Source organism: Georgenia soli (assembly GCF_002563695.1).
GTDB lineage: Bacteria > Actinomycetota > Actinomycetes > Actinomycetales > Actinomycetaceae > Georgenia > Georgenia soli.
The window spans coordinates 1,264,306-1,288,258 of the sequence record NZ_PDJI01000004.1; the positions used below are offsets into that span (position 1 = coordinate 1,264,306).

General features: G+C 73.5%; 28 protein-coding genes and 1 riboswitch. Of the genes, 14 read left to right on the plus strand and 14 right to left on the minus strand.

Going from position 1 to position 23,953, the window contains the following annotated elements; genetic code table 11:
* Positions 1–218: 218 nt before the first annotated feature.
* The 6 genes from ATJ97_RS06975 to ATJ97_RS07000 form a co-directional block, all read right to left on the minus strand.
* Positions 219–1,022 carry a C40 family peptidase gene (locus ATJ97_RS06975; protein WP_245862230.1) on the minus strand — a complete coding sequence of 268 codons (804 nt, stop codon included), beginning with the start codon at positions 1,020–1,022 and terminating at the stop codon, positions 219–221.
* Between the two features lie 4 nt (positions 1,023–1,026).
* A riboswitch (cyclic di-AMP (ydaO/yuaA leader) is annotated at positions 1,027–1,200 on the minus strand.
* Positions 1,201–1,692: 492 nt separating this feature from the next.
* Positions 1,693–2,436, minus strand: a complete 744-nt coding sequence (locus ATJ97_RS06980) for a metal-dependent transcriptional regulator (RefSeq protein WP_098483116.1) — start codon at positions 2,434–2,436, stop codon at positions 1,693–1,695.
* A 173-nt stretch (positions 2,437–2,609) separates the two neighbouring features.
* Positions 2,610–3,626, minus strand: a complete 1,017-nt coding sequence (locus ATJ97_RS06985) for an ABC transporter substrate-binding protein (protein WP_098483117.1) — start codon at positions 3,624–3,626, stop codon at positions 2,610–2,612.
* Positions 3,627–3,629: 3 nt separating this feature from the next.
* Positions 3,630–4,517, minus strand: a complete 888-nt coding sequence (locus ATJ97_RS06990; protein ID WP_098483118.1) for an ABC transporter permease — start codon at positions 4,515–4,517, stop codon at positions 3,630–3,632.
* Positions 4,514–5,314 (minus strand): ABC transporter ATP-binding protein, encoded by an 801-nt coding sequence (locus tag ATJ97_RS06995; RefSeq protein ID WP_098483119.1) that lies wholly within the window; start codon positions 5,312–5,314, stop codon positions 4,514–4,516. Before ATJ97_RS06995 ends, ATJ97_RS06990 begins: the two co-directional genes overlap by 4 nt.
* 28 nt (positions 5,315–5,342) lie before the next feature.
* Positions 5,343–6,293 carry an NAD-dependent epimerase/dehydratase family protein gene (locus ATJ97_RS07000; protein ID WP_098485298.1) on the minus strand — a complete coding sequence of 317 codons (951 nt, stop codon included), beginning with the start codon at positions 6,291–6,293 and terminating at the stop codon, positions 5,343–5,345.
* Between the two features lie 180 nt (positions 6,294–6,473).
* Between ATJ97_RS07000 and ATJ97_RS07005 the strand changes: the two genes are divergently transcribed.
* Complete coding sequence (locus ATJ97_RS07005; RefSeq protein ID WP_170037192.1) at positions 6,474–7,478, plus strand: citrate/2-methylcitrate synthase; 1,005 nt, start codon at positions 6,474–6,476, stop codon at positions 7,476–7,478.
* 33 nt (positions 7,479–7,511) lie between these two features.
* Here ATJ97_RS07005 and ATJ97_RS07010 read toward each other — a convergent pair whose 3' ends face one another.
* Complete coding sequence (locus ATJ97_RS07010; RefSeq protein WP_143426901.1) at positions 7,512–8,111, minus strand: Asp23/Gls24 family envelope stress response protein; 600 nt, start codon at positions 8,109–8,111, stop codon at positions 7,512–7,514.
* Between the two features lie 5 nt (positions 8,112–8,116).
* Positions 8,117–8,695, minus strand: a complete 579-nt coding sequence (locus tag ATJ97_RS07015) for an RNA polymerase sigma factor (RefSeq protein ID WP_170037195.1) — start codon at positions 8,693–8,695, stop codon at positions 8,117–8,119.
* A 106-nt stretch (positions 8,696–8,801) separates the two neighbouring features.
* Between ATJ97_RS07015 and ATJ97_RS19435 the strand changes: the two genes are divergently transcribed.
* From ATJ97_RS19435 to ATJ97_RS07050, 8 genes are all read left to right on the plus strand, one after another.
* Entirely contained in the window at positions 8,802–9,272 is a 471-nt protein-coding gene (locus tag ATJ97_RS19435; protein WP_245862233.1) for an Asp23/Gls24 family envelope stress response protein, read from the plus strand.
* On the plus strand, positions 9,269–9,586 hold the full coding sequence (locus ATJ97_RS07020; protein ID WP_211287083.1) for a hypothetical protein: 318 nt from the start codon (positions 9,269–9,271) through the stop codon (positions 9,584–9,586). Before ATJ97_RS19435 ends, ATJ97_RS07020 begins: the two co-directional genes overlap by 4 nt.
* A 7-nt stretch (positions 9,587–9,593) precedes the next feature.
* Positions 9,594–9,866, plus strand: coding sequence for a hypothetical protein (locus ATJ97_RS07025; RefSeq protein WP_211287084.1), 273 nt, complete (start codon positions 9,594–9,596; stop codon positions 9,864–9,866).
* Positions 9,867–9,920: 54 nt separating this feature from the next.
* Positions 9,921–10,106, plus strand: a complete 186-nt coding sequence (locus ATJ97_RS07030) for a hypothetical protein (RefSeq protein ID WP_098483123.1) — start codon at positions 9,921–9,923, stop codon at positions 10,104–10,106.
* A complete protein-coding gene (locus tag ATJ97_RS07035) occupies positions 10,103–10,528 on the plus strand; it encodes an Asp23/Gls24 family envelope stress response protein (protein WP_098483124.1) in 426 nt (141 codons plus the stop codon). Before ATJ97_RS07030 ends, ATJ97_RS07035 begins: the two co-directional genes overlap by 4 nt.
* Positions 10,529–10,530: 2 nt before the next feature.
* Entirely contained in the window at positions 10,531–11,070 is a 540-nt protein-coding gene (locus ATJ97_RS07040) for a DUF6286 domain-containing protein (protein WP_098483125.1), read from the plus strand.
* Positions 11,067–11,639, plus strand: coding sequence for an alkaline shock response membrane anchor protein AmaP (gene amaP / locus ATJ97_RS07045; protein WP_098483126.1), 573 nt, complete (start codon positions 11,067–11,069; stop codon positions 11,637–11,639). The genes ATJ97_RS07040 and amaP overlap by 4 nt, the downstream gene beginning before the upstream one ends.
* A 69-nt stretch (positions 11,640–11,708) precedes the next feature.
* The gene (locus tag ATJ97_RS07050; RefSeq protein ID WP_483866844.1) at positions 11,709–12,512 is read left to right on the plus strand and encodes a DUF2382 domain-containing protein; all 804 of its coding nucleotides are present in this window, start codon (positions 11,709–11,711) and stop codon (positions 12,510–12,512) included.
* Positions 12,513–12,624: 112 nt separating this feature from the next.
* Here the strand turns inward: ATJ97_RS07050 and deoC are convergent, their stop codons facing one another.
* Positions 12,625–13,329, minus strand: a complete 705-nt coding sequence (gene deoC / locus ATJ97_RS07055) for a deoxyribose-phosphate aldolase (RefSeq protein ID WP_098483127.1) — start codon at positions 13,327–13,329, stop codon at positions 12,625–12,627.
* A 294-nt stretch (positions 13,330–13,623) separates the two neighbouring features.
* Between deoC and serC the strand changes: the two genes are divergently transcribed.
* The gene (serC, locus tag ATJ97_RS07060; protein ID WP_098483128.1) at positions 13,624–14,736 is read left to right on the plus strand and encodes a phosphoserine transaminase; all 1,113 of its coding nucleotides are present in this window, start codon (positions 13,624–13,626) and stop codon (positions 14,734–14,736) included.
* Between the two features lie 114 nt (positions 14,737–14,850).
* Here serC and ATJ97_RS07065 read toward each other — a convergent pair whose 3' ends face one another.
* The 3 genes from ATJ97_RS07065 to ATJ97_RS07075 all read right to left on the minus strand — a co-directional run bounded on the left by ATJ97_RS07065 (position 14,851) and on the right by ATJ97_RS07075 (position 19,564).
* Positions 14,851–16,338, minus strand: coding sequence for a serine/threonine-protein kinase (locus tag ATJ97_RS07065; RefSeq protein ID WP_098483129.1), 1,488 nt, complete (start codon positions 16,336–16,338; stop codon positions 14,851–14,853).
* A 602-nt stretch (positions 16,339–16,940) separates the two neighbouring features.
* On the minus strand, positions 16,941–18,386 hold the full coding sequence (locus tag ATJ97_RS07070) for a S8 family peptidase (protein WP_098483130.1): 1,446 nt from the start codon (positions 18,384–18,386) through the stop codon (positions 16,941–16,943).
* Between the two features lie 245 nt (positions 18,387–18,631).
* Positions 18,632–19,564, minus strand: coding sequence for a diacylglycerol/lipid kinase family protein (locus tag ATJ97_RS07075; RefSeq protein WP_098483131.1), 933 nt, complete (start codon positions 19,562–19,564; stop codon positions 18,632–18,634).
* Between the two features lie 171 nt (positions 19,565–19,735).
* Between ATJ97_RS07075 and ATJ97_RS07080 the strand changes: the two genes are divergently transcribed.
* Complete coding sequence (locus tag ATJ97_RS07080) at positions 19,736–20,125, plus strand: hypothetical protein (protein ID WP_098483132.1); 390 nt, start codon at positions 19,736–19,738, stop codon at positions 20,123–20,125.
* 10 nt (positions 20,126–20,135) lie between these two features.
* Here the strand turns inward: ATJ97_RS07080 and ATJ97_RS07085 are convergent, their stop codons facing one another.
* On the minus strand, positions 20,136–20,609 hold the full coding sequence (locus tag ATJ97_RS07085; RefSeq protein WP_098483133.1) for a heme-degrading domain-containing protein: 474 nt from the start codon (positions 20,607–20,609) through the stop codon (positions 20,136–20,138).
* Positions 20,610–20,761: 152 nt separating this feature from the next.
* Between ATJ97_RS07085 and ATJ97_RS07090 the strand changes: the two genes are divergently transcribed.
* From ATJ97_RS07090 to ATJ97_RS07100, 3 genes are all read left to right on the plus strand, one after another.
* Complete coding sequence (locus ATJ97_RS07090) at positions 20,762–21,142, plus strand: STAS domain-containing protein (RefSeq protein ID WP_098483134.1); 381 nt, start codon at positions 20,762–20,764, stop codon at positions 21,140–21,142.
* Positions 21,143–21,308: 166 nt separating this feature from the next.
* Positions 21,309–21,782 (plus strand): ATP-binding protein, encoded by a 474-nt coding sequence (locus ATJ97_RS07095; RefSeq protein ID WP_098483135.1) that lies wholly within the window; start codon positions 21,309–21,311, stop codon positions 21,780–21,782.
* 106 nt (positions 21,783–21,888) lie between these two features.
* A complete protein-coding gene (locus ATJ97_RS07100; protein ID WP_098483136.1) occupies positions 21,889–22,335 on the plus strand; it encodes a DUF4383 domain-containing protein in 447 nt (148 codons plus the stop codon).
* 27 nt (positions 22,336–22,362) lie between these two features.
* On the opposite strand, the gene ATJ97_RS07105 is transcribed toward ATJ97_RS07100, so the two are convergent.
* A complete protein-coding gene (locus tag ATJ97_RS07105; RefSeq protein ID WP_170037198.1) occupies positions 22,363–23,781 on the minus strand; it encodes a M20/M25/M40 family metallo-hydrolase in 1,419 nt (472 codons plus the stop codon).
* Positions 23,782–23,953 lie beyond the last annotated feature (172 nt).

Here is a 23,953-nt window from a genome sequence, read left to right on the forward strand (position 1 = left end):
CCGAGGGAGCTCCGGCGCTCAGAGACGGCGGTGTGGCCCGGTCGAGAGCGACGGAGCCCGGGTGGCGGAGACCGAGCACGCGGAACCGGCGTTCCGCGGCCTGGGCGGAGCCGGCGTTCCGCGGCCGGACACGACGACGGCGGCCCGCCCCTCGAGGGGGCGGGCCGCCGGCGTGTGCGGTGGGCGGCCGTGGGCCGCGGGTCACCCGGGTGGGTGCGTCAGGCGACGCGGATGAAGACCGGGTTGGAGATGTAGATCGGGGACTCGTACAGGGCGGTGCCCGGGCTGCGGGCCGCGATGTGCTGGCCGTTGCCGGTGTAGATGCCCACGTGCCCCGGGCCCCAGACCAGGTCGCCCGGACGGGCCTCGGCGGCGGAGACCACGGTCCCGGCGTAGCGCTGCTCCCCGGAGGTGCGCGGGAGGCTGATGCCGACCTGGGCGAAGACGTACTGGGTGTACCCCGAGCAGTCGAACCCGGCCGGGGTCGTCCCGCCCGAGACGTACGGGGTGCCGACGTACTGGCGGGCGATGTTCACGATCGCCGACGCCGACGCCGAGGGGGCCGGCGCGGCCGGGGCGGCGGCGGGGGCCGCGGCCGCGGCCGGGGCGGCCGCCGCGGGCAGCGGGGCCCGCTCGGCCGTGCGGGCCGGCGCGGACGCGCGCTCGACGACCGGGGCCGGCTCGGGCTCGGGCTCGGGGGCGGGGGTCGCCTCGGCGGCGACCTCCTCCACCGACCAGGTCACGTCCGCCGGCACGGACACCGACGGGGTCGTCACCATCGCCGAGAGCGCCTCGGAGGTCAGCGAGGTCACGTCGACCTGGGGCAGGGCCTGGGTGGACCCGGACTCCGGGGCCGCCGCGGCGGTGGTCGCGGCCATGGTGATCGCCAGCCCGGAGGACGCCACCGTCAGCAGCGAGCGGCGGGCCGTGGGACCGGAGACCAGGGACGACAGCGGGGTGGACGGGCGCCGGGCGGCGCGGTGCCGCGCACGCGCGGCGGAGGTCATGGCGGTGCTGGTCAAGACGAAGGCCTCTCCTGGCTGCCTACGAGGTGAGCTGTCGGGTTCGGGCGGGAGAACGCCCGGCACGCACCCGGCCCCGAAGGACCGGCCACGCACTTCACCCCAAGACCCGGACCACGATCCGGGCCACGAACACTGGGTCCCCCGTCCCTGCCGCGGGATCTCGCACCGACCCCGGGCGGCGGCAGGGTTCGGCATCCCGCCCGGAGACTCCACGAGGAGGGTTCGTGAAGCGAGTAGGACACTACCCAGGGAGATCGCCGGATGTCACGTTTGGATCACGACCGTGTCTCACCTCACCGGTCAGGCCCCGTTTCCCGGACACACCGCCGCCGTATCGGGCCAGGACAAAAGGCCCAGGTCGCGCGGGCGCGAGTGCGGAGTCGGAGGGGCGAGGGGTTCGCTCCGAGAGCCCGCGTGACGGGATACCGGACGACGTCCTGTGACATAGCCCACGGCACCGACCCGGCGAACGTCGTCGTCACGTCGCGATCATCTGCACGCCCGCAGCAGGACAGATGTCCCCGTATGTCCCGGTTCGCCTAGGAGCTCGGCGAGGAGCGGGGCAGCGGGCCACGAGGGCCGTCACGTGAGCAGCCTCAGCCCGTGAACGGTCAGCGGGGTAGGGACGCCTGAGCGGGGTAGGGACGGCTCAGCGGGTCACGAAGGCTCAGCGGGTGACGAACAGGTGCCGGGTGATCTCCTCCGGCACGTCGAGCTCGACCTCGGCGCCCGGCGCGTGCAGGGACACCAGGTCCACGCCGCCACGGATCCGCAGCTCCAGCCGCCGGCCGGGACGCAGCCCGGCCTCGGCCATGCGGGCGAGCAGGTCGACGTCGACCTGCAGCGGCTCGCCGATCCGCTCGAGGACCACGACGTAGTGGTCGGCCTCGGCTCCCCCGGCCGCGGCGGAGGGGGCACCGGCGGGCTGGAGCTCGGCAACGACGTCGGAGAGGGATCGCACCGCCGGCTGCGGCGGGGTCGGCACGATGCTCCGGTCCAGGTCCGCCAGGCCGGGGATCGGGTTGCCGTAGGGGTCGACGTGCGGGTGGTCGAGCAGGTCGAGGAGGCGGCGCTCCACCCGCTCGCTCATCACGTGCTCCCAGCGGCACGCCTCCTCGTGGACGTGGGGCCAGTCCAGGCCGACCACGTCGACGAGCAGCCGCTCCGCGAGCCGGTGCTTGCGCATGACCTTCGTGGCCTTCTCGCGGCCCTCGTCGGTGAGCTCGAGCTGGCGGTTGCCGGTCAGCACCAGCAGCCCGTCCCGCTCCATGCGTGCGACGGTCTGCGAGACGGTCGGCCCGGAGTGCCCGAGACGCTCGGCGATGCGGGCGCGCAGCGGCACGACGCCCTCCTCCTCAAGCTCGTACACCGTCTTGAGGTACATCTCCGTGGTGTCGATCAGGTCGCTCACGTATCAGCCGCTCCTTCTGCCAGCGCCGGCACCGCCTGAGCCGGCGCCCAAGCCTCCGACCCCCAAGGATAGGGACGAACCACGGCGACCGGGGCGTTCGTCCAGCCCCGGGGGCGAGGCGGACGACGGCGGGGGCCCGGCAGACGCCGGGCCCCCGCTGACTCAGGACGGGGTCACTCGGCGTTCTCGGAGAACGTCGGGTCGACGTAGTCGGCCTGGGGCAGCGCCTCCGCGTACTCCAGCGCGCCGGACTCCATCCAGATCCGCTCCATCCCGGCCAGCTGGTCGGGAAGGGGCGCGAGGTCCGGCAGCCACGTGTACAGCGGCACCGCGGCAACCTCCTCGGCGGTCTGGCCGGTGGCGGCGCCGATGATCTCGAGGTTCTCGTCGGAGTACCTGTCCTCGCCCTGCAGATCCTTCGCGGCGCGCGCCAGGGCGTTGAAGAAAGGCTGGGCCAGATCGGACGAGACGAAGTCCCCTCCGTAGATCACGCCGGTACCGGAGGTGCCCTCGGGCGGGACCCCGTACGAGACGCCCGTGCCGTCCTCGAGCGCGAGGGTGGAGAACGGGGCGCTGATGAGACCGGCGTCGATGCTGCCGTTGGCGATCGCGGTGGGCATGTCGGGGTTGCCCAGGTTGACGATCTCGACGTCGTTGATCGTCAGGCCCGCCTCCTCGAGCGCGAGGGCGAGGAGGTAGGCGCCCGTGCCGCCGGGGCCGCCCGCCGCGCCGACCTTGCGGCCCTCCAGGTCGGCCACGGAGGCGATCTCGCCGGAGTCCACCAGCTTCGAGCTGACCACCAGGTCGGTGGGCGAGGACTCGGTGTTGCCGTCCGAGACGCCCATGGAGCCGACGACCTTGACGTCCAGGCCGGACTCGATGGCGCTGAACATGCCGGCCGAGAAACCGGCGGCGACGACGTCGAGCTGCCCGGAGGACGCGAGCGGGATGGCGTCCTGGCCGGACTTCACGGTCTCCAGGTTGAGCTCGATGCCCTCGTCGGCGAAGTAGCCCTTGGCGTCCGCGACATAGAGCGGGGCGAAGATCGCCAGCTGGACGAGGCCGACGTCAACTGTCTGCAGGTCGCCTGCACCACCGGCGCTGGCGCCCTCGTCGGCCGCACCCCCGGAGCAGGCCGCGAGCAGGAGGCTCGCGGTGAGCGCGGACGCCAGGAGAGGGATCTTCTTCATGGGCTACTTCGCCTTTCTGTTGGCGCCGCCGGTGCGCTTCCACGGCAGCAGTGCTCGCTCGAGCAGGATGACGAGCCCTGTGACCAGGGCCCCGATGAGGGAGACGACGATCAGTCCGACGAACATCTTCTCCGGCTGGAAGAGCTGCCAGGAGTTCCAGATGAGGTACCCGAGGCCGTCGTTGGACGCCACGAACTCCACCGCCGTGATGACGATGACCGCCATGCCGGCGGAGACGCGCAGGCCGGTCATGATGTTCGGCAGCGCGCCGGGGAGCAGGACGTGGCGGAACAGCTTCCAGCCCGTGGCCCGGTAGGCACGGGCCGCCTCGAGGATGCGGGCGTCGATGGAGACGATGCCCGCGAGGGTGTTGATCTGGACGACGAAGAACACCGAGATCGCCACCGACAGCACCTTGGGCGTCTCCGTGAGCCCGAAGATGAGGAGCAGCAGCGGGAGGATCGCGATCTTCGGCAGTGCGTAGAGCGCGGTGAACGTCGGGCCGAGGGCGGCGCGCAGCGGGCGCCAGACGCCCATCAGCAGGCCGAACGCGACGCCGAAGAACGAGCCCGCGACCAGGCCGGCGACCAGGCGCGCGACCGTCGCGATCGAGTGCTGCCAGAGCGTGCCGTCCTGGACCATCTCCCACGCCTTGCCGACGATCGCCGTCGGCGGGGTGAAGAGGCGAGCATCGAGAACGCCGCTGCGGGCGGCGCCCTCCCAGGCCGCGAGCAGGAGGATCGGGGTCAGGACGGCGAGGAGCACGTCGCGCATCCGCAGGCGCCGCTCGCGTCGGAAGTCGCGCGCGATGGCCTCCTCGAGCTCGGCGGTGGCGGCCCCCGGGTCCGGCGAGGCTGCCCGCGAGGTCGTGGGCGTCGTCGGGGCGCTCATGCGAGTCTCACCGACGCCTGGACCTCGTCGCGCAGGGACTCCCAGATGGTCTGCTTGGCCGCGGCGAACTCCGCGGTGCCCTCGAGGGCGAGCTCGCGCGGGCGCGGGAACGGCACGTCCAGGATCTCCTTCACGCGTCCGGGGCGGGCGGTCATCATGACGATGCGGTCACCGAGCAGCAGTGCCTCCTCGATGGAGTGGGTGACGAGCACGACGGTCTTGCGCTCGCCCTCCCACAGCCGGACGAGCAACTCCTGCATGATCGTGCGGGTCTGCGCGTCCAGCGCTCCGAGCGGCTCGTCCATGAGCAGTGACGGCGACCCTGTGGCGAAGGCGCGCGCGATCGCGATGCGCTGCCGCATGCCGCCGGAGAGCTGGTGCGGATAGGCGCGCTCGAAGCCGCTGAGCCCGACCTCGGCGATCCAGTGGCGGGCGTGCTCCTCGCGCACGCGGCGCGGGACGTCGGCCATCTGCTCGCCGAAGGCGACGTTCTGCAGCACGTCGAACCACGGGAAGACACCGTGCTCCTGGAAGACGAAGGCGGACTTGGGCACGTTCGACGCGGGCAGGCTGTCCGTGACCGTTCCGGCGGTCGCCGTCTCGAGGCCGCCGAGAATGCGGAGCAGCGTCGATTTCCCGCAGCCCGACGGCCCCACGATGCAGGTGAAGGAGCCCTTCTCGAAGCTCAGGTTGATGTCGGAGAGCGCGTGGACGTTCTGACGGCCGACGAAGACCTTGGAGACTCCCTGGGTCTGGAAGGCGTGGCCGGCGTCAACGGCCGCCGTCGTCTCGGTCATTCCTGCTCCTCCTGATGCACCGGTGTCATCAGCGCACCTGGCCGTCGGCGGTCGGTGGCGCGTACCTCGGAGGTTCAGGAGAGCAGAAGACGCCCCCGATGAAGCTGGCGTTCCAGTCCGTGGAACCTGCGGGGGGCTCGGTCCGTGCGGCGAGCAGCTCCGCGGCCCAGGCCTCCGCGTCGTCGACCGGACGGAAGCCGATGGCGGCCCCGCCGTCGGGCGAGAGGTAGCTGCGCGCGTTCGCCGAGACGCCCCACACCGTGCGGAAGCCGGTGGCCGCGGGCGAGAGGGCGGCGTCCAGCAGGCGCACCGCGTCCGCCGGCGACAGCCAGGTGCTGAGCATGCGGGTGTCGGTGGGCCGCGCCTGACGCGAGGCGATGCGCAGGCAGATCACATCCATCCCGTAGCGGTCGTGGTACAGGCTCCCCAGCGCCTCGACCGCAGCCTTCGTCACCCCGTAGAAGGTGTTGGGGCGGATCACCACGTCGTCGGGCACGCGCTCCCCGTCCGGCGGCACCGGCACGAACCCGGCGGCGTGGATCGAGCTGGCGAGCACGGCACGTCGGACACCCAGGCGGTTCGCGGTCTCGAGCACGGCCTGGGTGCCGTCGATGTTCGCCGTCATGATCGGCTCCCAGTCGTCCTCCTGCGGGATGCCGGCCAGATGGACGACGGCGTCGCACCCCGCCATGGCCTCGGCGAGCGCCGGGCGGTCGTTGACGCTCGCACGCACCCAGGTGGCGCCGGCCGGGTGCTCCGGCGCGCGCCGGTCGATGCACACGAGCTCGTACCCGAGCTCCAGCAGCCCGGGTGCGACGTCGGAGCCCAGGCTCCCGGCCGCCCCGGTGAGCGCCACGCGGCGCACCCTCGACCCCTCCTCCCCCGCGGGAGCCGTGCCCGTCAGCAGACCGGCGTCCGGTGCCCGGTCGGCGGCGTTCCGCGTGGCCTCGACGTCGTAGGGGTGCTCGGTGGCGGTCATCGGGCTTCGTCCTCGTTCCGGTCTCGTGCTCTCGGGCCGACCCGGTGCGCAAGGGGCGGTGCGACCGACCTTACGAACTGGGCCGACCGGCGGTCCGCGACGTCCAAACGGGTGGCCGACGGAGGGAGGGCGCGCGTCGGCGATTTCGTCCGCGTCCGGGCCGGTGCCTATCCTGCGGCCGTGACGCCCACCACACCCAGCGACGCGGACGGCGCCCGCCCGCCGATCTTCTCCGTCGACGACGACGGCGGCCCGGTCTACCGGGGACGGGCGGTCGGCGGGCTGGCCGGCACGTCCTTCGACCGGGTGTGGGGCCTCCTCGCCGGGGACGGCGACCCCCTGCCGCGGGCCGAGCCGTTCAACCTGCCCGTGCGCACGGGTGACACCCGCGCCGACGTGCTCTCGGCGCTCGCGCAGCTCACCCCGGCGTGGTCGTACCGGCCGCTGCCCGAGATCGACCAGGCGCTGGCGCGGGAGAACCTCGCCCGCGCGTCGGCGATGATGCTGAGCTTCGTGGCCCAGTCCGCCCGCGGCTACGACGTCCCCGCGGTCCCCCAGCGGGAGGTGGACCTGGCCGACACCGCGACGGAGCGCTTCCTCGTCCGCTGGCGCGGCGAGGCCGACCCCACGGCGGTGCGCGCGCTCGACACGTTCTGGCTCGCCGTCGCCGAGAACGGCGTCACGCCGTCCACCCAGACCGCCCGCCTGGCCGCGGAGGTGGGGGCCGACGCCGCCTCCTGCCTGGCCGCGAGCGTCGCCGTCGGCGGGGGGCCGTTCCTCGGCGGCGCGGTGGCCCGCGGGCTCGCCGTCGTGGAGGAGGTGGACCGCGCGGGTGACGCCCGCCGCGTGGTCGAGGCCTACGCCGACGCGAACGGCGGCTCCCTGCCGGGCTTCACCGACGGGCTGCCCACGGACCTGCGGGCCCGCCTGCTGCGCGACGCGTGCGTCGACGTCGGCGCGCGGCACCTGGAGGCGGGCGAGGCCATCGCCCGGGCGGCGCACGAGATGCTCCTCGAGCAGGGACGGACGACGGAGGAGTCCGCGGCGAACACGATGTTCTGGGGCGCGATCCTGCTCGACCACCTCGGGGTGGCCGCTCCCCTGATGTGCGCGCTGTACCTGTGCGGTCGTTCGGCGGGGTGGTCCGCGCACGTGCTGGACGTGCACGCCTCGCTCTCCGGCTGAGTCGCCGGTTCACCCGCTCGGGGGGCGAGGACGTCAGGGGGTGAGGACGTCGACGACGGTGACGTTGACCTCGACCGGCGTGAGCCCGAGATCGCCGGCGATCCGTTCCGCGATGCGGTGACGGACCTGGTCGGCGACCTCGCCGAGAGGCGCACCGAGCTGCACGGCGATCTGGACGTCGACGACGACGTGGGGGCCGGCGACACCGACGTCGCTCGCCGGCTCGCCCGCGGGTCCGGCGACGTCCCGGGCGGAGGCCGTGCGGGGGGTGCGGCCCGCGCCGAGCGCCAGCGTGACGGCGGGGACCTCCTGGGCCGCGAGCCGTGCCACGGCCCCGACGATGCGCGCCGCGATCCGGGTCCGGCCGCGGCCGGTGTCGATGGTGGCGTACCAGCTGTCGCCGGCCAGGTGCCGCACCTGGGCCATGACCGCGGCGAGCAGGGCGTCCGGCGCCCTGACGTCCTCGGCCGCGAGGTCGTCGACGGGCGCCCACAGCCGGCGTAGCTCGGCCAGCGTCGCCCGGCAGTGCGGGCAGGTGCCCTGATGGCCCGGGTCGGCGGCGGGGGCGCGCTCGGTGACCTGGACGACGAGGTCGTCGTAGGAGGCGCCGCAGGGCAGGCGGGACGTCGGCACGCGGCTCACCTCCAGTCCTGCAGCTGGTCGATCAGCGCCCTGCGGGCCCGGTGCACGCGCACCTTCGCCGCGGCCTCGCTCGTGCCCAGGATGCGCCCCACCTCGGCGTGGGAGTAGCCGTTGAGGGTGTGCAGCACGAGGGCGGCACGTTGGTCGAAGGGCAGGGCCAGCACGGCAGCCATTGTGGCGGAGTGCCGCGCGGCGTGCTCGACCCGCGCCTCCGTCTGCGGGGCCGGGTCGGTGACGTCGTGCTCGGCCAGGGCCGCGGTCGGGCGTGCGGCGCGGCGCAGGTTGTGGCAGCGGTTGATGACGATGCGGGTCAGCCAGGTCCCGAACGCGGCGTCCTCCCGGTAGCTCGCCAGGCCCTGCCACGCGCGCAGGAAGGCGTCCTGGGTGACGTCCCGGGCGTCCTCGGCGTTGCCGGTCATGCGCAGGGCGACGGCGAAGGCGCGGTCCTGGTGCGTCCGCACCAGGGCCTCGAATGCGGTCTCGTCCCCGGCCCTGGCCTGGCGCACGAGCGCGGCCTGCCACCCGGCGGCGGCGGGATCGCCGGCGCCCGGCCGGGGTGTGCGACGGTCGCCCAACTTTGCCTGTAACCCTTCGCCGACGTCGGTGTCCAAGAGGGTGAGCGTCCATTCACGGTAAGCAGGCCGCCGCCTGTGCGCGCGGCAGGGCATCGAGGGAGATCCAGTGAGCACCCCCACCAGCTCCACCAGCAGCCGTCCGACCGGCTCGGGCGAGATGACCGAGGCCGCACCCAGTGCGCTGCAGTCCCCCAAGGGACGCACCACCATCGCCAACGGTGTGGTCCAGAAGATCGCCGGCATCGCCGCCCGGGAGGTCTCGGGCGTCCACGATCTCGGCGGCGGCGCGGCCCGCACCATCGGCGCGCTCCGCGAACGCATCCCCGGGGCCTCCCAGTCCGCCGGGCAGGGCGTCAGCGTCGAGGTCGGCGAGACGCAGGCCGCGGTCGACCTCGACATCGTCACCGAGTACGGCGTCTCCATCGCCGACGTCGCCCGCTCGGTGCGGCAGAACGTCATCCGGACGGTGGAGGGCATGACCGGCCTGGAGGTCACCGAGGTCAACGTCTCCGTCAACGACATCCACCTGCCCACGGACGAGCCGGCCGAGCAGTCCGAACCACCACGCGTGCAGTGAGCCGACCGGTGGCGACGACCGGGAAGGACCCGCCCCTCGAGGTGACGGAGGCCGACACGGTGGCAGCCGCGGTGCTGGGCTGCGCCGGCGTCGCCCGGATGCACGCCGGCGGCATCCCGCCGGTGGCGACGTACCTGCCCGGCCGTCGGGTCGCGGGGGTCCGCCTCACCGACTCCGCGATCGAGGTGGCCGTCGTGGCGCGGCCCGGCGTGCGGGTCCCCACCCTCGACACCGAGGTCCGGGCAGCTCTCGCCCCGCTCGCGCGCGGCCGTGCGGTGGACGTCCACGTCGCCGACATCGACATGGAGGGGTGACGGGGCGATGCCTGCCGAGGCGGACCGCGAGGCACGTCGCCGTCGGCGCGCCGTGCTCCGGGCGTACCACCCGGACCTCGGCGGCGACGCCGAGGAGCTCATCCGCCAGCTCCAGCTCCTCGACCGCCCCGCCGAGGAGGTCGTCCTCGTCCTTCCCCCGCGGGGCCTGCGGGCCGTCCGGGCCTGGCTCCGCCGTCGTCGGCGACGCCGGACCTCGCACCCCCGTCGGCGGTCCGTCCTTCGGCGCCGTCGACGGCGCACCACCGGCCGGGTCCGATGAGGACCCGCGGCGACACTCCCCGCACCTGCTCCGCCCCTTCCCTGGAGGTCCGTCATGTCACCCACCGTCGTGGGGCTCTTCACCGGGCTGCTGCTCGGCATCGCCTGGGTCGTCGGCGGCTTCTACGCCTTCGTCGGCACGGCCGTGCTCGGCGCCATCGGGTTCCTCGTCGGCAAGGTCGTCGCCGGCGAGATCGACCTGACGCCGTACCTGGGCGGCGGCAGCCGCCGGTCACGATGACGACCGACACCCTCCCCGGCCCGGCCGGTGCGACCGCGCAGCGCACCGGTGGTTCCCTGCCGGACCCCGCCGACCGGGGTGAGCTGAGGGTGGCCGACCGGGTGGTCGAGCGCGTCGCCGGCTACGCCGTCACGCTCGTCCCGGACGCCGCGGCCGCACCGCGCCGGGTGCTGGGCGTCAAGGTCGGTGACGCCGACACCGAGGAGGCCGCGAACGTCACCGCGCACGTCTATGGCACCACGGCCTCGATCGAGGTGATCATCGCGGTCCGCTGGCCCGCCCCCGTCCCGACCGTCGTCGGCGAGGTCAGGCGCCGGATCCGGGAGGAGGTCACCGGGATCACCGGGGTGCGGGTGGACCACATCGACATCGACGTCGCCGGGACCGACATCCCCACGGCGGCCCGCCCCAGGGTGAGGTGACCATGAGCCTGCTCGTCCGGATCGTCTCCGTGCTGCTCGCCCTGGTCCTGTTCCTCGGGGGCCTGCTGGCGGCCGCCGAGATCGGGCTCGCCCAGCTCCGGCAGCCGGCGCTGCTGGTCCCCCACCGGCAGTGGGCCGCCTGGCTGCGCGTCCAGGTGTGGGAGAGCCCCACGACCCGGGCCGTGCTCGCCGCCATGGTGCTGCTGGGCCTGCTCCTCGTCCTCGTCGCGCTCCGCAGGGGCCGGCCCCGCACCCTTGCGCTGCCGCCCCGGGAGGGGCAGACGCCTGCCGGGGTGGAGACGCACGCGTCGCGCCGGAGCGTCGAGCGCATCCTCGCCGCCTCCACGAACCGGGTCAGCGGGGTCGAGGGCGCCGCCGTGGCCATCACCCGGCGCCGGGCGCGCGTCAGAGCCAGCACCCCGACTCGCTCGGAGCCGGAGCTGCCCACGGAGGTCACCGAGACCGTCACACGAGAGCTCGGCGAGCTCGGGCTCGACCGCCTGCGCCCCGCGGTCTCGGTCACCGGCAAGGGGCGACGATGAGCACGGGGCCGGGCCGGGCGAACCGGGTCATCCTCGCCCTCCTGGGCGTGCTGCTGCTGGCGGGCGGCGTGATCGGGCTGCTGCTGAGCTACGCGCTGCTCGACCGCCCTGCCACCGGGCCGGTGCTGCCCCTCCAGGTCCGCACGTTCGCGGGCCAGAACCCGTGGTTCTGGTGGATCCTCGCCGTCGCGGCGCTCCTGGTGGCCCTCCTCGGTCTGCGCTGGCTCCTGGCGCAGGCCAGGACCAACCGCGTGGCCGCCCTGGACCTGACCACCGACCCCCGCGACGGCATCACCACCGTGCCGGCGGGCGTGATCACCGACGCCGTGGAGAAGGAGGCGACCAGCATCGCCGGGGTCGAGGGGGCCACCGCTCGGCTGCGCTCGCACGGCGGCGGCTCCCGCCTCGACCTGACGGCGACCCTGGCCCATCGCGCGGACCTCGCGCAGGTGCGCGCCCGACTCGAGGGAGAGGTAGTCCCGCACGTCCGGCAGGTCCTCGGCAGACCCGACCTTCCGGTTCTCATCGAGCTCCAGCCCGAGGCACGACCAGCGCGCCGTTTCCGGTGACCGACGTCCCGATGCGGGCGACCGGATCGGTACCTAGCGTTGCGCATCCCCCAAGGAAGAGGACAGATGGTGATCTCCAACGACCAGTACCAGACCCTCATGACCGGCAGGACGACCGTCGTCGGCACGGGCGGTGAGAAGCTCGGCACCCTCGGCGACATCTACTTCGGCGACCAGAGCGGCACCCCGCAGTGGGCCACCGTCAACACCGGCCTGTTCGGCACCTCGCACTCGTTCGTCCCCCTCGACCGAGCCACTGTCGCCGGCGACGACCTGCAGGTGCCCTACGACAAGGAGCTCGTGAAGGGCGCACCGCGCGTCGAGGCGGACGGCCACCTCTCCCCCACGGAGGAGGACGAGCTGTACCGCTACTACGGTCTCAGCGACGGGTACGCGGCGCCCGCCGCCGGCATCGGCACCGCGGACGCCACTGCCGGGACCGGCACCACCGACGCAGCCGGCACCACCGGCTACGACACGTCGGGCCCCACCACCGACACCGCGATGACCCGTTCCGAGGAGCAGCTCAACGTCGGCACGGCAAGCCGCGAGGCCGGCCGCGCCCGACTGCGCAAGTACGTGGTCACCGAGCAGCAGACCGTCTCCGTGCCGGTCTCCCACGAGGAGGTCCGAATCGAGCGCGAGCCGATCACCGACGCCAACGTCGGGGCGGCCACGGACGGGCCCACCATCTCGGAGGAGGAGCACGAGGTGGTCCTCCACGAGGAGGTCCCCGTCGTGTCCAAGGAGGCCCGCCCGGTCGAACGGGTGCGCCTCGACACCGAGACCGTCACCGAGCAGGAGCAGGTCACCGAGGACGTCCGCAAGGAGCAGATCGAGTTCGAGGGCGGCGAGGAGCCCAGGACCCGGTAGGGCGGTACGGACGGTCGGGTTACGGCCGTCCCGGGCCGCCACGTCCGTCGGACCGTGAGAGCAGGGTGGGCCGCCGGTTACCCGGCGGCCCACCCTGCTGCTCCTGGAAGCGTCAGCGGGTCAGGCCCTCGAGCACCGTCGCGGTGCCGGACAGCCCGAGGCGCGTGGCGCCCGCGGCGATCATCTCCAGCGCCGCCTCTGCGGTGCGGATGCCGCCGGAGGCCTTGACGCCCAGGCGGCCGCCCACGGTCTGCGCCATGAGCTCGACGGCGTGCACCGAGGCGCCGCCGGCCGGGTGGAACCCGGTGGAGGTCTTGACGAAGTCGGCGCCCGCGGCCTCGGCGGCCCGGCACACCGCGACGATCTGCTCGTCGGTGAGGGCGGCGGACTCGATGATGACCTTCAGCACCACCGGCGCGGGGGCGGCGGCGCGCACGGCGGCGATCTCGGCCTGGACCTCGGCGTAGCGGCCGGTGGTGGCCAGCGCCAGGTTGACGACCATGTCGATCTCGTCGGCGCCGTCAGCCACCGACCGGGCGGCCTCGGCGGCCTTGACGTCCGCGTGGTGGGCACCGGAGGGGAAGCCGCAGACGGTGGCGACCTTGACGTCACCGGTGTCGCCCAGCGGCAGCTGGTTCGGGGAGACGCAGACCGAGTACGTGCCGAGGCGCCGGGCCTCGGCGACCAGGGCGGCGACGTCGTCGGCGGTGGACTCGGGCCTGAGCAGGGTGTGGTCGACGATGCTGGCGACCGACACGGTCGTCACCGGCGCCTCCAGGGTGCGCGCGGCGGCCTCGGCCAGGTGCTTCGGGGTCATTCTGCCTCCAGACCCCTCGACGGGGTCGCTCATCCGTGATCCCGGGCGCGGGCGCGCCCCGGTCCTGATCGGTGACGGGATCGGCGTCCGGGTCGACGGCCTCAGGCGGCCTCGACCGGGCCGGACCAGTGCGGCAGTGCCGTCGCTGATGTCGCCCGTGCCTCCCATGCTAGGGAGGCGGCGTTCCGCTCGCGTGGGCCGGGTGGCGGTATCGGGTGTGCCGTTGAACACGTCCGGCGCTGCCAGGTGGACCGCGGTGTGGCGGCCCGGCTGCTGGTGGGAGGATCAGCCCCCATGGAGACGATCGCGATCCCCACGGACCTCCTGCCCGCCGACGGCCGCTTCGGCTGCGGGCCGTCGAAGGTGCGCGCCGCGCAGACCGACACGGTGGCGGCCCTGGGGCAGACGGTGCTCGGCACCTCCCACCGCCAGGCCCCCGTGCGCTCGCTGGTGGGCCGGGTCAAGGAGGGCGTGGCCGCCCTGCTCGGGCTGCCGGACGGGTACGAGGTGATCCTCGGCAACGGCGGCTCGACCGCCTTCTGGGACGCCGCGACGTTCTCCCTCGTCCGCGAGCGCGCCCAGCACGCCGACTTCGGCGAGTTCGGGCACAAGTTCGCCACGGGCACCGACCGGGCGCCGTTCCTGGCGGCCTCGGACATCCGCACCGCGCCCGCCGGCCGCCTCGCGGTGTGCGAGACCGTGGAGGGCGTCGACGTCTACGCCTACCCGCACAACGAGACCTCCACCGGGGTGGTCTCCCCGATCGCCCGCTTCGGAGCCGACGACGCGCTCACGGTGGTCGACGCCACCTCCATCGCCGGGGGCCGCGAGGTGGACCTCGCCGCCACCGACGTCTACTACTTCGCGCCGCAGAAGGTCCTCGCGTCCGACGGCGGGCTCTGGATCGCCGTCGTCTCTCCCGCCGCCGTGGCCAGGATCGCCGAGGTCACGGCCGGCCGGTGGGTGCCGGACTTCCTCAACCTTCAGCTCGCGGTGGAGAACTCCCGCAAGGACCAGACGCTGAACACCCCGGCCGTGGGCACGCTGGTCATGCTGGCCGAGCAGCTGGACTGGCTGAACGAGAACGGCGGCCTGTCCTGGTCGGTCGGGCGCACCTCGAGGTCGGCCGCAATCCTCTACGAGTGGGCCGAGGCGAGCGAGGTGGCGACGGCGTTCGTCGCCGAGCCCGCGCACCGCTCCCCCGTGGTCGGCACGATCGACTTCGCCGACTCGGTCGACGCCAAGGCGCTCGCGGCGCAGCTGCGGGAGAACGGCGTCGTGGACACGGAGCCGTACCGCAAGCTGGGCCGGAACCAGCTGCGGGTGGGAATGTTCCCGGCGGTCGAGCCCGACGACGTGCGGGCACTGACAGCGTGCGTCGACTACGTCGTCGAGCGCCTGGCCTGAGCGCTGCCGGCCGGAGCTGGCCGCCTGAGCCCGACGGCCCTAACCGGCTCGCCTGAGCGGGACCGGCCGCAGCCGGCTCGCCTGAGCGCGACCGGCCGAAGCGTGTGACGCCCCTCAGCCGTTCCCGTTCCCGTTCGCGCCGTTGCCGCGTCCGGGCGGGCTGACCTGCCCCTTGCCGATGTTGCCGTTCCCGTTGCCGTTGTTCTCGACGGCGTTGGCGTTGACGCCCCCCTGCTCCTGCCTGGTCGCCGCCACGGGCGGAGCCTCATCGGCCGGCGCATGCTGCTCGTCGGCCACGCGGTGCGCGGGCTCGTCTGTGGCGGGCAGGGCCGGCACCGCCGTCGCGAGCGGCGCCTCGATCTCCCCGGCGACGGCGGGACCGACGACCGTCACCTTCGCCGAGTTGGCGACCAGCTGCTTGCCGACAGGCTCCGCCGGCGCGAATCCCGTCACCGTGGCGGACACACCGATTCCTGCGAGCGCGGCGGCGAGAGTGCCGACCAGCACCCGGCGGCGATGCGGTCGCGGCACGTGCCGGGTCCGGGCACGCCGCTGAGGCTCGCGGGCGGACGCCGCGACACCGGCGAGGGTGGCGGTCCTGACCCCGTCGAGACGAGTGGTCGTGCCCGTCCTCGGTTCCCGGGTCTGCGCGGCCGCGGAGAGAGCGGGACCAGCTGCGGTCGGTGGCGAGAACTTCGCCACCGGCACGGGCGGCACGGCAGTGCTGGCCGCGGCCGGGGAGGCAGGACCGGCCCCGCCCGACGGTGGCCGGACCGGCGCGGGCGCGAGGAGCGCCTCGGCGATCCGGACCAGCCACTCGTAGGTCTCGACAGCGGTGGGTCGGGCGTCCGCGTCCTTGTCCAGCAGCGCCCCGACCAGCGCGTCGAGCTCGTCGGGGACGTCGGGCCGGAGGCTGCGCAGCCGCGGCGGCTGGATGTAGGCGTGGTGGTGCAGGATCGCGACGGCCGACTCCGCGGTGAACGGCGGCCGCCCGGCGATCATCGTGGTGAGGAGGCAGCCGACCGAGTACATGTCCGTGCCCGAGGTGGCGGGTTCGGCGCGGGCCTGCTCGGGCGCCATGTACTCCGCCGTGCCGAGCGTGGTGCCCGGCGCGGTGAGCGAGGTGACGGCCTGGAACTCGATCGCCGCGATGCCGAAGTCGACGACGGTGATCCTCTCGCCGTCGACCATGATGTTGGCCGGCTTGATGTCTCGGTGGACGATGCCGGCGGCATGGGCGGCGGCGAGCGCGCCGGTGACGCGTGCCCCGATGCGCACGGCCTCCGCGAGCGGCAGCGGCCCTTCCGCGAGGAGGGCGGCGAGCGTCTGACCGGTCGCCAGCTCCATGACGAGGAAGGCGGTCTCGCCGTCGACACCGGCGTCGTGGACCGTGACGATGTCCGGGTGGTCGAGCGCCGCGGTGGCGACCGCCTCACGGCGCAGGCGGTCCCCGAGGGTGAGGTCGGTGGCGTCGGCGACGCTGACCGTCTTGACGGCGATGCGGCGGCCGAGGACGAGGTCGCGACCTCGCCACACCTCAGCCATCCCGCCCCGGCCGAGCCTCTGGTCCAGCTCGTAACGACCGGCGAGCACGACATTCATGGGTTCGATTCTCAGCGACGCTGGCCGATACGGCACCTTGAGGGCGGCACGTCGGGGCGACTCGCCGCGCGCCGCACCGACCGGCTGGTCGGCGACCAGGTGGCTTGACCCATCCTTGGCCCGGTTGTCGCGAAAACCTTGCGGTCGCCGTCGCGGGGATCGCTACGGTGAGCGCCCCTTTGTCGTCGTCGTCGCGAGCCGGGGCGCGGGCGGGGCCGAGTGCTCGCCCCGGGGCGACGCACCCGGGTTCGTCCGTCGCATGCCGGGCGCTCGGCCATGATCTTCGAGGCGTGCAGCGACGTGACCTTTTTGGTGGGTTCCAGCTCAGCGGGATCGCTGCGAGGACACCACGCTCGGGACCACCGCTGCTCACATCGGCGAGCAGGGCGCGATCGGTGCGAGCACAGCACGTCGTGGGCCAGTTGAGCGCGCAGGTTCTAACTGCGCGGGATTGGCGCCAGCAGGGATGGCGAAACTCCGGCAACGGTGGAAGGTGCCGGAAAAGTCATCTCGCCTCGACGGACGTGCGAACGGCCCGGCAAACCTTCGGTAAGCACGTCGGCCGCCCCGGGAGCGGGGCGGCCGACGCGAGGTTCAGCGTCTCAGCGGTTGCGGCCGGGCGCGGAGTCCCGCCCGTTCTTCGCCGTGGCCGCCGGCTGCTGAGCGGCCTCCGCGCCGGAGACGGCGGCGATCGCGGCGGGGACGTCCATGAGGCCCGCACCAGTGGCGTCGGCACCCCAGGTGATCGTCGTCGTCGCACCGGTGGGGTCGAGCACCTGTCGCGACCCGGCCGCGAGCGGGACCGCGGTGGCCTCCAGGGCCTGCTCGGCCTCGGCCTGGGTCAGGCCGGGGTTCGCCTCGGCCATCAGGGCCACGGCTCCGGCGACGTGCGGCGACGCCATCGAGGTGCCGCTGAGGTAGTAGTGGCTCAGCTGCGAGTTCGTCTGGTACGGGCCGAGCACCCAGGAGCCCGGCGCGGCGATGTCGAGGTCCTGGCCCGGGAGCGCGCGGGAGGAGAAGTCAGCGATGTAGGCGTCCTCGGCAGAGGTGGGGTCGGCGACGTCGCCCGTGTTCCACCACGTCCGCGAGGTCCACTGCCCGGTCCAGCCGGACGCGGCCACCGAGATGACCTCCGGGTAGGCGCCCGGGTAGCCCATGCCGGCCGTCCCCTCGTTGCCGGCGGAGGCGACGACGAGGACACCGCTGCTGACGGCCCGCTCGATCGCGGCCTGGGTGAGGGCGTCGGGCGCCGGCCCGCCGAGAGACATGTTGATGACCACGGGAGCGTTCCCGAGGGCGCCGGAGACCTTCAGGTCGGTGACGTAGTCGATGCCGGCCGCCACCATGGAGGACCAGCCGGAGCCGTTCTGGTTGAGGACCTTCACCGGGATGATCGTGGCCTCCGGCGCGACGCCCGCCACGGGCAACCCGCCGATGTTGTAGCCGAGGATCGAGCTGGTGACGTGGGTGCCGTGGCCGTTCTGGTCGGTGGACCACTTGTTCGGCTGCGTGGAGATGCTGCCCTTCTCGCCGCCGCCACCACCGAAGGCGATGCCCAGGTCCGCCGCCACCGCCTCCGTGCCGAAGTAGTGGGGCCAGCTGGAGTGCAGGCCGGTGTCGAGGACCGCGACGTACACGCCTTCACCCGTCTGTTCCACCTCACGGGTGTCCGGCATGCCCTCCTCGCCCTGCTCGTAGACGTCGATCTGGTCGGTGTTCCAGGTGGCGATGCCGTCGACCGTGCTGGTGAACGGCGCCGGGGCCACGGGCTTGCCGACGTACTGCACGTCCTGGTTGGCGGCGTCGACGTACGGCAGCGCCTGGAGCCCGGCGAGGTCCGCTGCGGAGATCCTCATCGTCAGCGCGTCGATCTCCGGGTACGTCTCGTTGATCGCGCCGAACGTCCGCAGCTCGCGCTCGATGCGCGGCGTGAGGTCGGTGCTCAGCACGACGTTCACGCCGATCTTCGGGCCCGCGGCGTGGGCGGCGGGGATCACCGCCACGGAGAGGGCGGCGACGGACGCAAGTCCGGTGAGTGCACGGCGCATGACGATGGGTCCTCCTGTGGGTCCGGCACCGGGGACTTTCGAACCGGACCGGGTCGGCGGTGAATGCCCCGAGCGTAACGCCGACCGGTGACACGGCTCACGGAAACGGGCCCGCGGCCACAACCTCCGGCGTGGCGCGGCGTCGGCGCGTCGAGCCGACGCGCCGAGCCGACGCTTCGAGCCTGCGAGCCGGCGAGCCGGGCCGGACGGCCAACGACCTCGGCGCCGGGTTGCCCGGCGGGCGTTCAGCGGCCCGCGGTGAGCCCCGCCGCGGCCGGCACCCGGCAGCTCCACGCGTGCGGCAGCACCTCCCAGGTGCGCGACGTGACCGGGCCCGCCACCTCGCCGTCTGCGTTGACGCGGAAGGCGTTGTCGCCGTCGACGGCCTCGATCGTGACGGTGCGGCCGCGGACCGCCCGGACGTCCTTCCGTCGCAGGTGGTGCCCCCGGCGCAGCTGGAGCGCGAACGCCGCGCGGGCGAGCGGTCCGGTGGCCGCGGAGAGAACGACGTCGGCCATGCCGTTCCCGATGGTGGCCTGCGGCACGGCGCGGGCGCCGCCGCCGATCGTCGGCCCGAGGCCGACGGTGACCATGAGGAGCCGTTCGCCGCCGTCGTGCACCACCTCGCCGTCGACCATGACCCGCATGCACCAGCCGGTAGCCGAGACGCCCGCCCGGATCGCGCCGATCGCGTACCCGGCGGTGCCGAGCGGGCCCTTGACGTTCTCCGCGCCGGCGGTCGCCTCGGCCCCGACCCCGGCGTGGACGACGTTGACGACGACGCCGCCCACGTCGTCGCGAAGGAGGTCCATGGGCCGTGGCACGCCCTGGAGCGCGACGAGCGCGGCCTCCTCCGGGTCCTGCGGGAGGCCGAGGCCGCGGGCGAGATCGTTGCCCGTGCCGAGCGGGACCACGGACACCGGGCCGGCCTCGACGAGCAGACGCAGGCGCACGAGCGCGTCGAGACAGCCGTGGACGGAGCCGTCGCCGCCGAGGACGACGATCTCCCGCCCGGCGGCACGGCTCACCGCCTCGAGAGTGTCTTCGGGCCCGTCGGGCACGACGACCTCGATCTCGGCGCCCGCCCGGAGCACGCCCAGCGCGGCGGCTACCGCGGCGTCGTCGGCCGAGCCGGCGGCGGCGTTCGCCAGGACGAGGAGGGATCGGGAGCCGGGCATGGCGCCAGTCTCCCGTGCTCACGGGCACGACGCCCCCCGAAACGGACCGGCGACCACCGGTCCGGAACACCGGAGGCGACGGACGCGAACCGCGCGCTTCGGAACTCTCGCGACGAGCGCCGACCAGTGCTATCTAGTTGCTCACCGGACCGTCACTCACAGGAGAGGATCATGTCCAGCTGGCGTCGGTACGACGCGACCCTGTTCCCCATCTTCCACGAGCGCTTCGAGCAGAAGTGGGGAAAGGGCTCCGCCCCGTTCCTCGATCCGGGGGTGTTCTTCGAGGACCAGCCCCGTCCGCGTGCGCAGTGGGTCAACGTCGACACCGGCGCCGCCGTGGCGGTCGTCCCCATCTGGGCCGACGAGAACGGCCGGCACCGCTCGTTCGGGGTGTTCTACCTGCCCCCGTCCGGTGACATCTGGGTGCTGCGCCCGGGTCTCACGGAGTACGTGGAGGCCGGCGACGCCCTGACCGAGGAGCAGGCGGTCCTGCGCAACGACGCCTTCCGCAAGGCCGTCGCGCACGCGAAGGAGTTCATCTTCGGGCACGAGCAGGCCTGACCGCGCGGGCTCAGGCAGCGCAGAACGCCCGCAGCTGCTCGACGACGAACGCGTGGTCCTCACGCTGCGGCAGGCCGGAGACGCCGACGGCGCCGAGGAGGGCGCCGCCCCGGCGCAGCACGAGCGGGAAGACGCCGCCGTGCGCGGCGTAGCGCGCGGGGTCGAGCCGGCTGGCGACGTCGAAGTCCTTGCCGCCGACGCGGAACTGCTCGCCCACCCCGAGCGAGCTGCGGCCGTAGCGCAGGACGACGGCGGTCTTGCGCTCCAGCCAGTCGTCGTTGTCCGCGGACGAGCCGGGCAGTGCCGTGTGGAAGACGCGCTGGCGGCCGAGGACGATGCCGATGGCGATCGGCAGAGCGCGGTCCGCGGCGGCCTGCCGCATCTGCGACCCGAGCGCCCAGGCGTCGTCGACACCGAACCCGTCCAGCCGCAACTCGGCCTCCTCGGCGAGGATCTGGTCGTGGAGGTCCTTGGGATGACTCATGGGACCTCAGGGTACGGGTCCGGCAGCGCCAGCCAGCGGCGGTGAGCCCCGGGTGTTTCAGGTTTTGGGGCTCAGCACCGTAAGGTGAGGTGCTTACACCATAAGGCTGTGGACCGACCGGGTCCGGGAGCCACGAGGAACTGGGAGACCGTATGAGCGAGCCGATCGGATCGGTCACCGTGCGCACGTCGCCGACCCGGTCCCGCCTGGTCCTCGCCGGTGAGGTGGACATGAGCCTCGCGGAGGAGCTCTCCGCGGCGGTCGACAACGTCCTCGCGCTGGCGATGCCCGTCGACGTCCTGGTGCGTGACGTGACGTTCCTCGACTCCAGCGGCCTGAGCAAGCTGGTCCGCCTCGCCACCAGCTCGATCTCCCGGACCCGCCTGATCGAGCCCCCCGAGTTTGTCCGCTTCCTCCTCGAGGTGACCCGCATGGACGAGGTGCTCGACGTCGTCGAGAAGGACCCCGGGTTCCCCGACGACGATCCCTCCCCCGACGTCGTCGGGCTCGGCAGCCAGCGCGACGCCGTCTGACCGGGCGCATGTCGCGAACCGCGCGGACCTTCACCGACCGCCGCCCGACGGGCGAGGAACCGAGCCGCCACGTACGCTCGGGAGCGACCGAGCACGACCCGGTCGACGAGCCCAGACGCCCCTCAACCTGCCCTGACCGCCCGTCCCCCCGTATCGTGGACCTGAAATGCGCACCGATCAGCTGCCTGAACGCACTCCGCCGACGACGGACCACCGGCCCGACGTCCGTGTGGCGCGCCCTGCCGGACGCTGGGAGTTCACCGACGCGGACGAGCTGCCGGCGCTGCGGCGTGCCGTCCTCGAGGCTGCCGCCCGCTCGGTGGAGCTGAACACCGACCGGCTCTCGGGCTCCACGATCCACCACAACCTCGCTCTCGTGACCACCGAGCTTGCGACGAACGCGCTGAAGTACGGGGTCGAGCCCGGGGTTGTGCGCCTCCACCGCCTGCTTTCCGGGTGGATGGTCGACGTCGCCGACGGACGGGCCGACCAGGCCCCCCGGCCCCAGCTGCCCAAGCCCGGAAGGGCGGGCGGCAACGGCCTGCTCATCGTCTCGATGCTCTCGGTGCGGTGGGGCTGGTACGTCGACACCAACAGCACCCCGCGCAAGCACGTCTGGGCGGAGCTCGCGGACAGCTGAGTCGATCGCACGGCGGGGCCGTCCCCGGATGCGGAGCGGCGCACGGCGGGTGACCCTTGTAGGGACGGCTGGTCCTGACAACTCATCGTCGAGTGCGGAGGGCGACATGTCTCAGACACCCACGGCGCATCGCACGAAAGCCCCCTACCAGACGCTGGCCCTGATCATCGGGGTCGTCTATCTGCTCGTCGGCATCCTCGGGTTCTTCGTCACGGGGTTCGACAACTTCACCGTGCACGACCACTCCCAGACCCTGCTCGGCTTCGCCATCAACCCGCTGCACAACATCGTGCACGTGATCATCGGCCTGGCCGGCATCCTGCTCTGGCGCACGCGCAACGGGGCCCGCCTGTACGGCTGGCTGCTGGGCATCGGCTACGGCGCCACGGCGGTCTACGGCTTCCTGGTGGTGAACAACCCGGACGCCGACATCCTCAACATCAACCAGGCGGACAACTGGCTGCACGTCGTCAGCGCGCTCGCGGGTTTCGCGATCGCCCTGTGGCCGGACCGCCGTGACGGCACGGTCGCCGGCGGCGCCGGCCAGCTCTGACGGTCGTCGGTCCGCGGCAGCGACGGTCTACGGCACCGACGGCCCGCCAGGCGCTCGCGTCCCCAGCTCCTCCCAGAGGCACGCCAGCGTCGCCGCACCGGCGTGCAGCACCGAGCTCGAGACGCTCTCGTCGCTGTCGTGCCAGCGGTCCTCGACCAGTCCGGTGCCGAAGAAGACGACCGGCGCGCCGATCGTCTCGCCGAGGAGGACGGCGGGACCGCCGCCCGCGTTGCCCATCCGGCCCACGCCGTCGCTGCGGAAGCCCCGCGCCATGGCACGGGACAGCGCCTGGACGGCCGGCACGTCAGGGGTGACGTACGGGTCCTGCGCCGTCCCCTCGGAGACCGAGAGCTCGTAGCGGACGCCCGGGCCGATAGTGCGGGCCACCCATCTCTCGAGCTCGTCGGCGATGGTGGCGGCGTCCTGGTCGGGGACGTACCTGATGCTGATGTCCGCCGACGCGGTCGAGGGGATCACCGCGCGTGCGGTGTCGCCGGGATCCCCGGCCGCGACCTTGAGGACCTCCACCGCCGGCCGCAGCCACAGCCGTTCCAGGACCGTGTATCCCGGTTCGCCGACGACGGCGCCCGTGCCGGACCGTCTCAACCAGTCGGCCTCGTCGAACGGCAGCGCAGCCAGCTCGGCCCGGCGGCTCGCGTCGGGCTCTGCGACGGCGTCGTAGAAGCCCGGCACGGCGACCCTGCCCTCGCCGTCGTGCAGCCCGGCGATGAGTCGAGCGAGCTCGAGGGCCGCGTTGGGCGCAGCCCCCGAGACGTCCCCGCTGTGGACGTCCACCTCCGTGCCCCGCACCTCCAGCCTCGCGAGCATGGTCCCGCGCATGCTGGTGCACACGGCTGGGTGGTCCGCGCTCCACAGCAGCGTGTCCGAGAAGACGACCAGGTCCGCGGCCAGACGGTCGCGGTGCTGCGCCAGGAGCTCCGCGAGGTGGGCCGACCCGGTCTCCTCCTCGCCCTCGACGAGCAGCTTGAGGTTCACGGCCGGGGCGTCCGCACCGGTTGCGGCAAGGTGGGCGCGCACGCCCCAGAGGTGCGCGAGCACCTGCCCCTTGGCGTCGGAGGTCCCGCGGCCGTACACGCGCCCGTCCCTGAGCACCGGGTCGAACGGCCGGGTGACCTCCCAGTTCTGCCTCTTGGCGGCACGTACGTCGTGGTGCGAGTAGACGAGGACGGTCGGCGCACCCGGGGCGGCGCACCACTGCGCGTGCACGGCCGTGGTCCCGTCGGCTCGCCACAGCTCGACCTCGGGGAAGCCGGTGTCACGGAGCGCGTCGGCGAGCCAGACGGCGGAGCGTTCCACCTGTGCTGCGCCGTCGTCACCGCCGGCGACGGACGGTATGCGGACCCAGTCCTGCAGCATGCCGGTCACGTCGCCCGCCCGGTCGTCGAGGAAGCGGTGCACCCGGCCTGCGTGCTCGTCGGCATCCATCCGTCCCACCCACCTCGTGCACGCGCGTCCGTAGGGAGATCGTCCGGCCCCGACGAACGCCCGGCAACCGGTGGCCCCCCGGGGCTGTGACCGTCCGCACCTCTGATGGCCGCCGCTCCGCGGTCGGCCTACCCTGCCAGCGGAGGCACGGCACCCGCCGGCCCCGGTCCGG

Excerpts from the sequence above, each read along its gene's own strand:
- amaP (WP_098483126.1), top strand. The coding sequence starts at position 11,067 with ATGAGCACGGGGCCGGGCCGGGCGAACCGGGTCATCCTCGCCCTCCTG.
- ATJ97_RS07105 (WP_170037198.1), bottom strand. The coding sequence starts at position 23,781 with ATGGATGCCGACGAGCACGCAGGCCGGGTGCACCGCTTCCTCGACGAC.
- ATJ97_RS07030 (WP_098483123.1), top strand. The coding sequence starts at position 9,921 with ATGTCACCCACCGTCGTGGGGCTCTTCACCGGGCTGCTGCTCGGCATC.
- ATJ97_RS07025 (WP_211287084.1), top strand. The coding sequence starts at position 9,594 with ATGCCTGCCGAGGCGGACCGCGAGGCACGTCGCCGTCGGCGCGCCGTG.
- ATJ97_RS06995 (WP_098483119.1), bottom strand. The coding sequence starts at position 5,314 with ATGACCGAGACGACGGCGGCCGTTGACGCCGGCCACGCCTTCCAGACC.
- ATJ97_RS07000 (WP_098485298.1), bottom strand. The coding sequence starts at position 6,293 with ATGACCGCCACCGAGCACCCCTACGACGTCGAGGCCACGCGGAACGCC.
- ATJ97_RS07085 (WP_098483133.1), bottom strand. The coding sequence starts at position 20,609 with ATGAGTCATCCCAAGGACCTCCACGACCAGATCCTCGCCGAGGAGGCC.
- ATJ97_RS06990 (WP_098483118.1), bottom strand. The coding sequence starts at position 4,517 with ATGAGCGCCCCGACGACGCCCACGACCTCGCGGGCAGCCTCGCCGGAC.
- deoC (WP_098483127.1), bottom strand. The coding sequence starts at position 13,329 with ATGACCCCGAAGCACCTGGCCGAGGCCGCCGCGCGCACCCTGGAGGCG.
- serC (WP_098483128.1), top strand. The coding sequence starts at position 13,624 with ATGGAGACGATCGCGATCCCCACGGACCTCCTGCCCGCCGACGGCCGC.
- ATJ97_RS07090 (WP_098483134.1), top strand. The coding sequence starts at position 20,762 with ATGAGCGAGCCGATCGGATCGGTCACCGTGCGCACGTCGCCGACCCGG.
- ATJ97_RS07075 (WP_098483131.1), bottom strand. The coding sequence starts at position 19,564 with ATGCCCGGCTCCCGATCCCTCCTCGTCCTGGCGAACGCCGCCGCCGGC.
- ATJ97_RS06985 (WP_098483117.1), bottom strand. The coding sequence starts at position 3,626 with ATGAAGAAGATCCCTCTCCTGGCGTCCGCGCTCACCGCGAGCCTCCTG.
- ATJ97_RS07080 (WP_098483132.1), top strand. The coding sequence starts at position 19,736 with ATGTCCAGCTGGCGTCGGTACGACGCGACCCTGTTCCCCATCTTCCAC.
- ATJ97_RS07100 (WP_098483136.1), top strand. The coding sequence starts at position 21,889 with ATGTCTCAGACACCCACGGCGCATCGCACGAAAGCCCCCTACCAGACG.
- ATJ97_RS07095 (WP_098483135.1), top strand. The coding sequence starts at position 21,309 with ATGCGCACCGATCAGCTGCCTGAACGCACTCCGCCGACGACGGACCAC.
- ATJ97_RS07040 (WP_098483125.1), top strand. The coding sequence starts at position 10,531 with ATGAGCCTGCTCGTCCGGATCGTCTCCGTGCTGCTCGCCCTGGTCCTG.
- ATJ97_RS07070 (WP_098483130.1), bottom strand. The coding sequence starts at position 18,386 with ATGCGCCGTGCACTCACCGGACTTGCGTCCGTCGCCGCCCTCTCCGTG.
- ATJ97_RS07035 (WP_098483124.1), top strand. The coding sequence starts at position 10,103 with ATGACGACCGACACCCTCCCCGGCCCGGCCGGTGCGACCGCGCAGCGC.
- ATJ97_RS07065 (WP_098483129.1), bottom strand. The coding sequence starts at position 16,338 with ATGAATGTCGTGCTCGCCGGTCGTTACGAGCTGGACCAGAGGCTCGGC.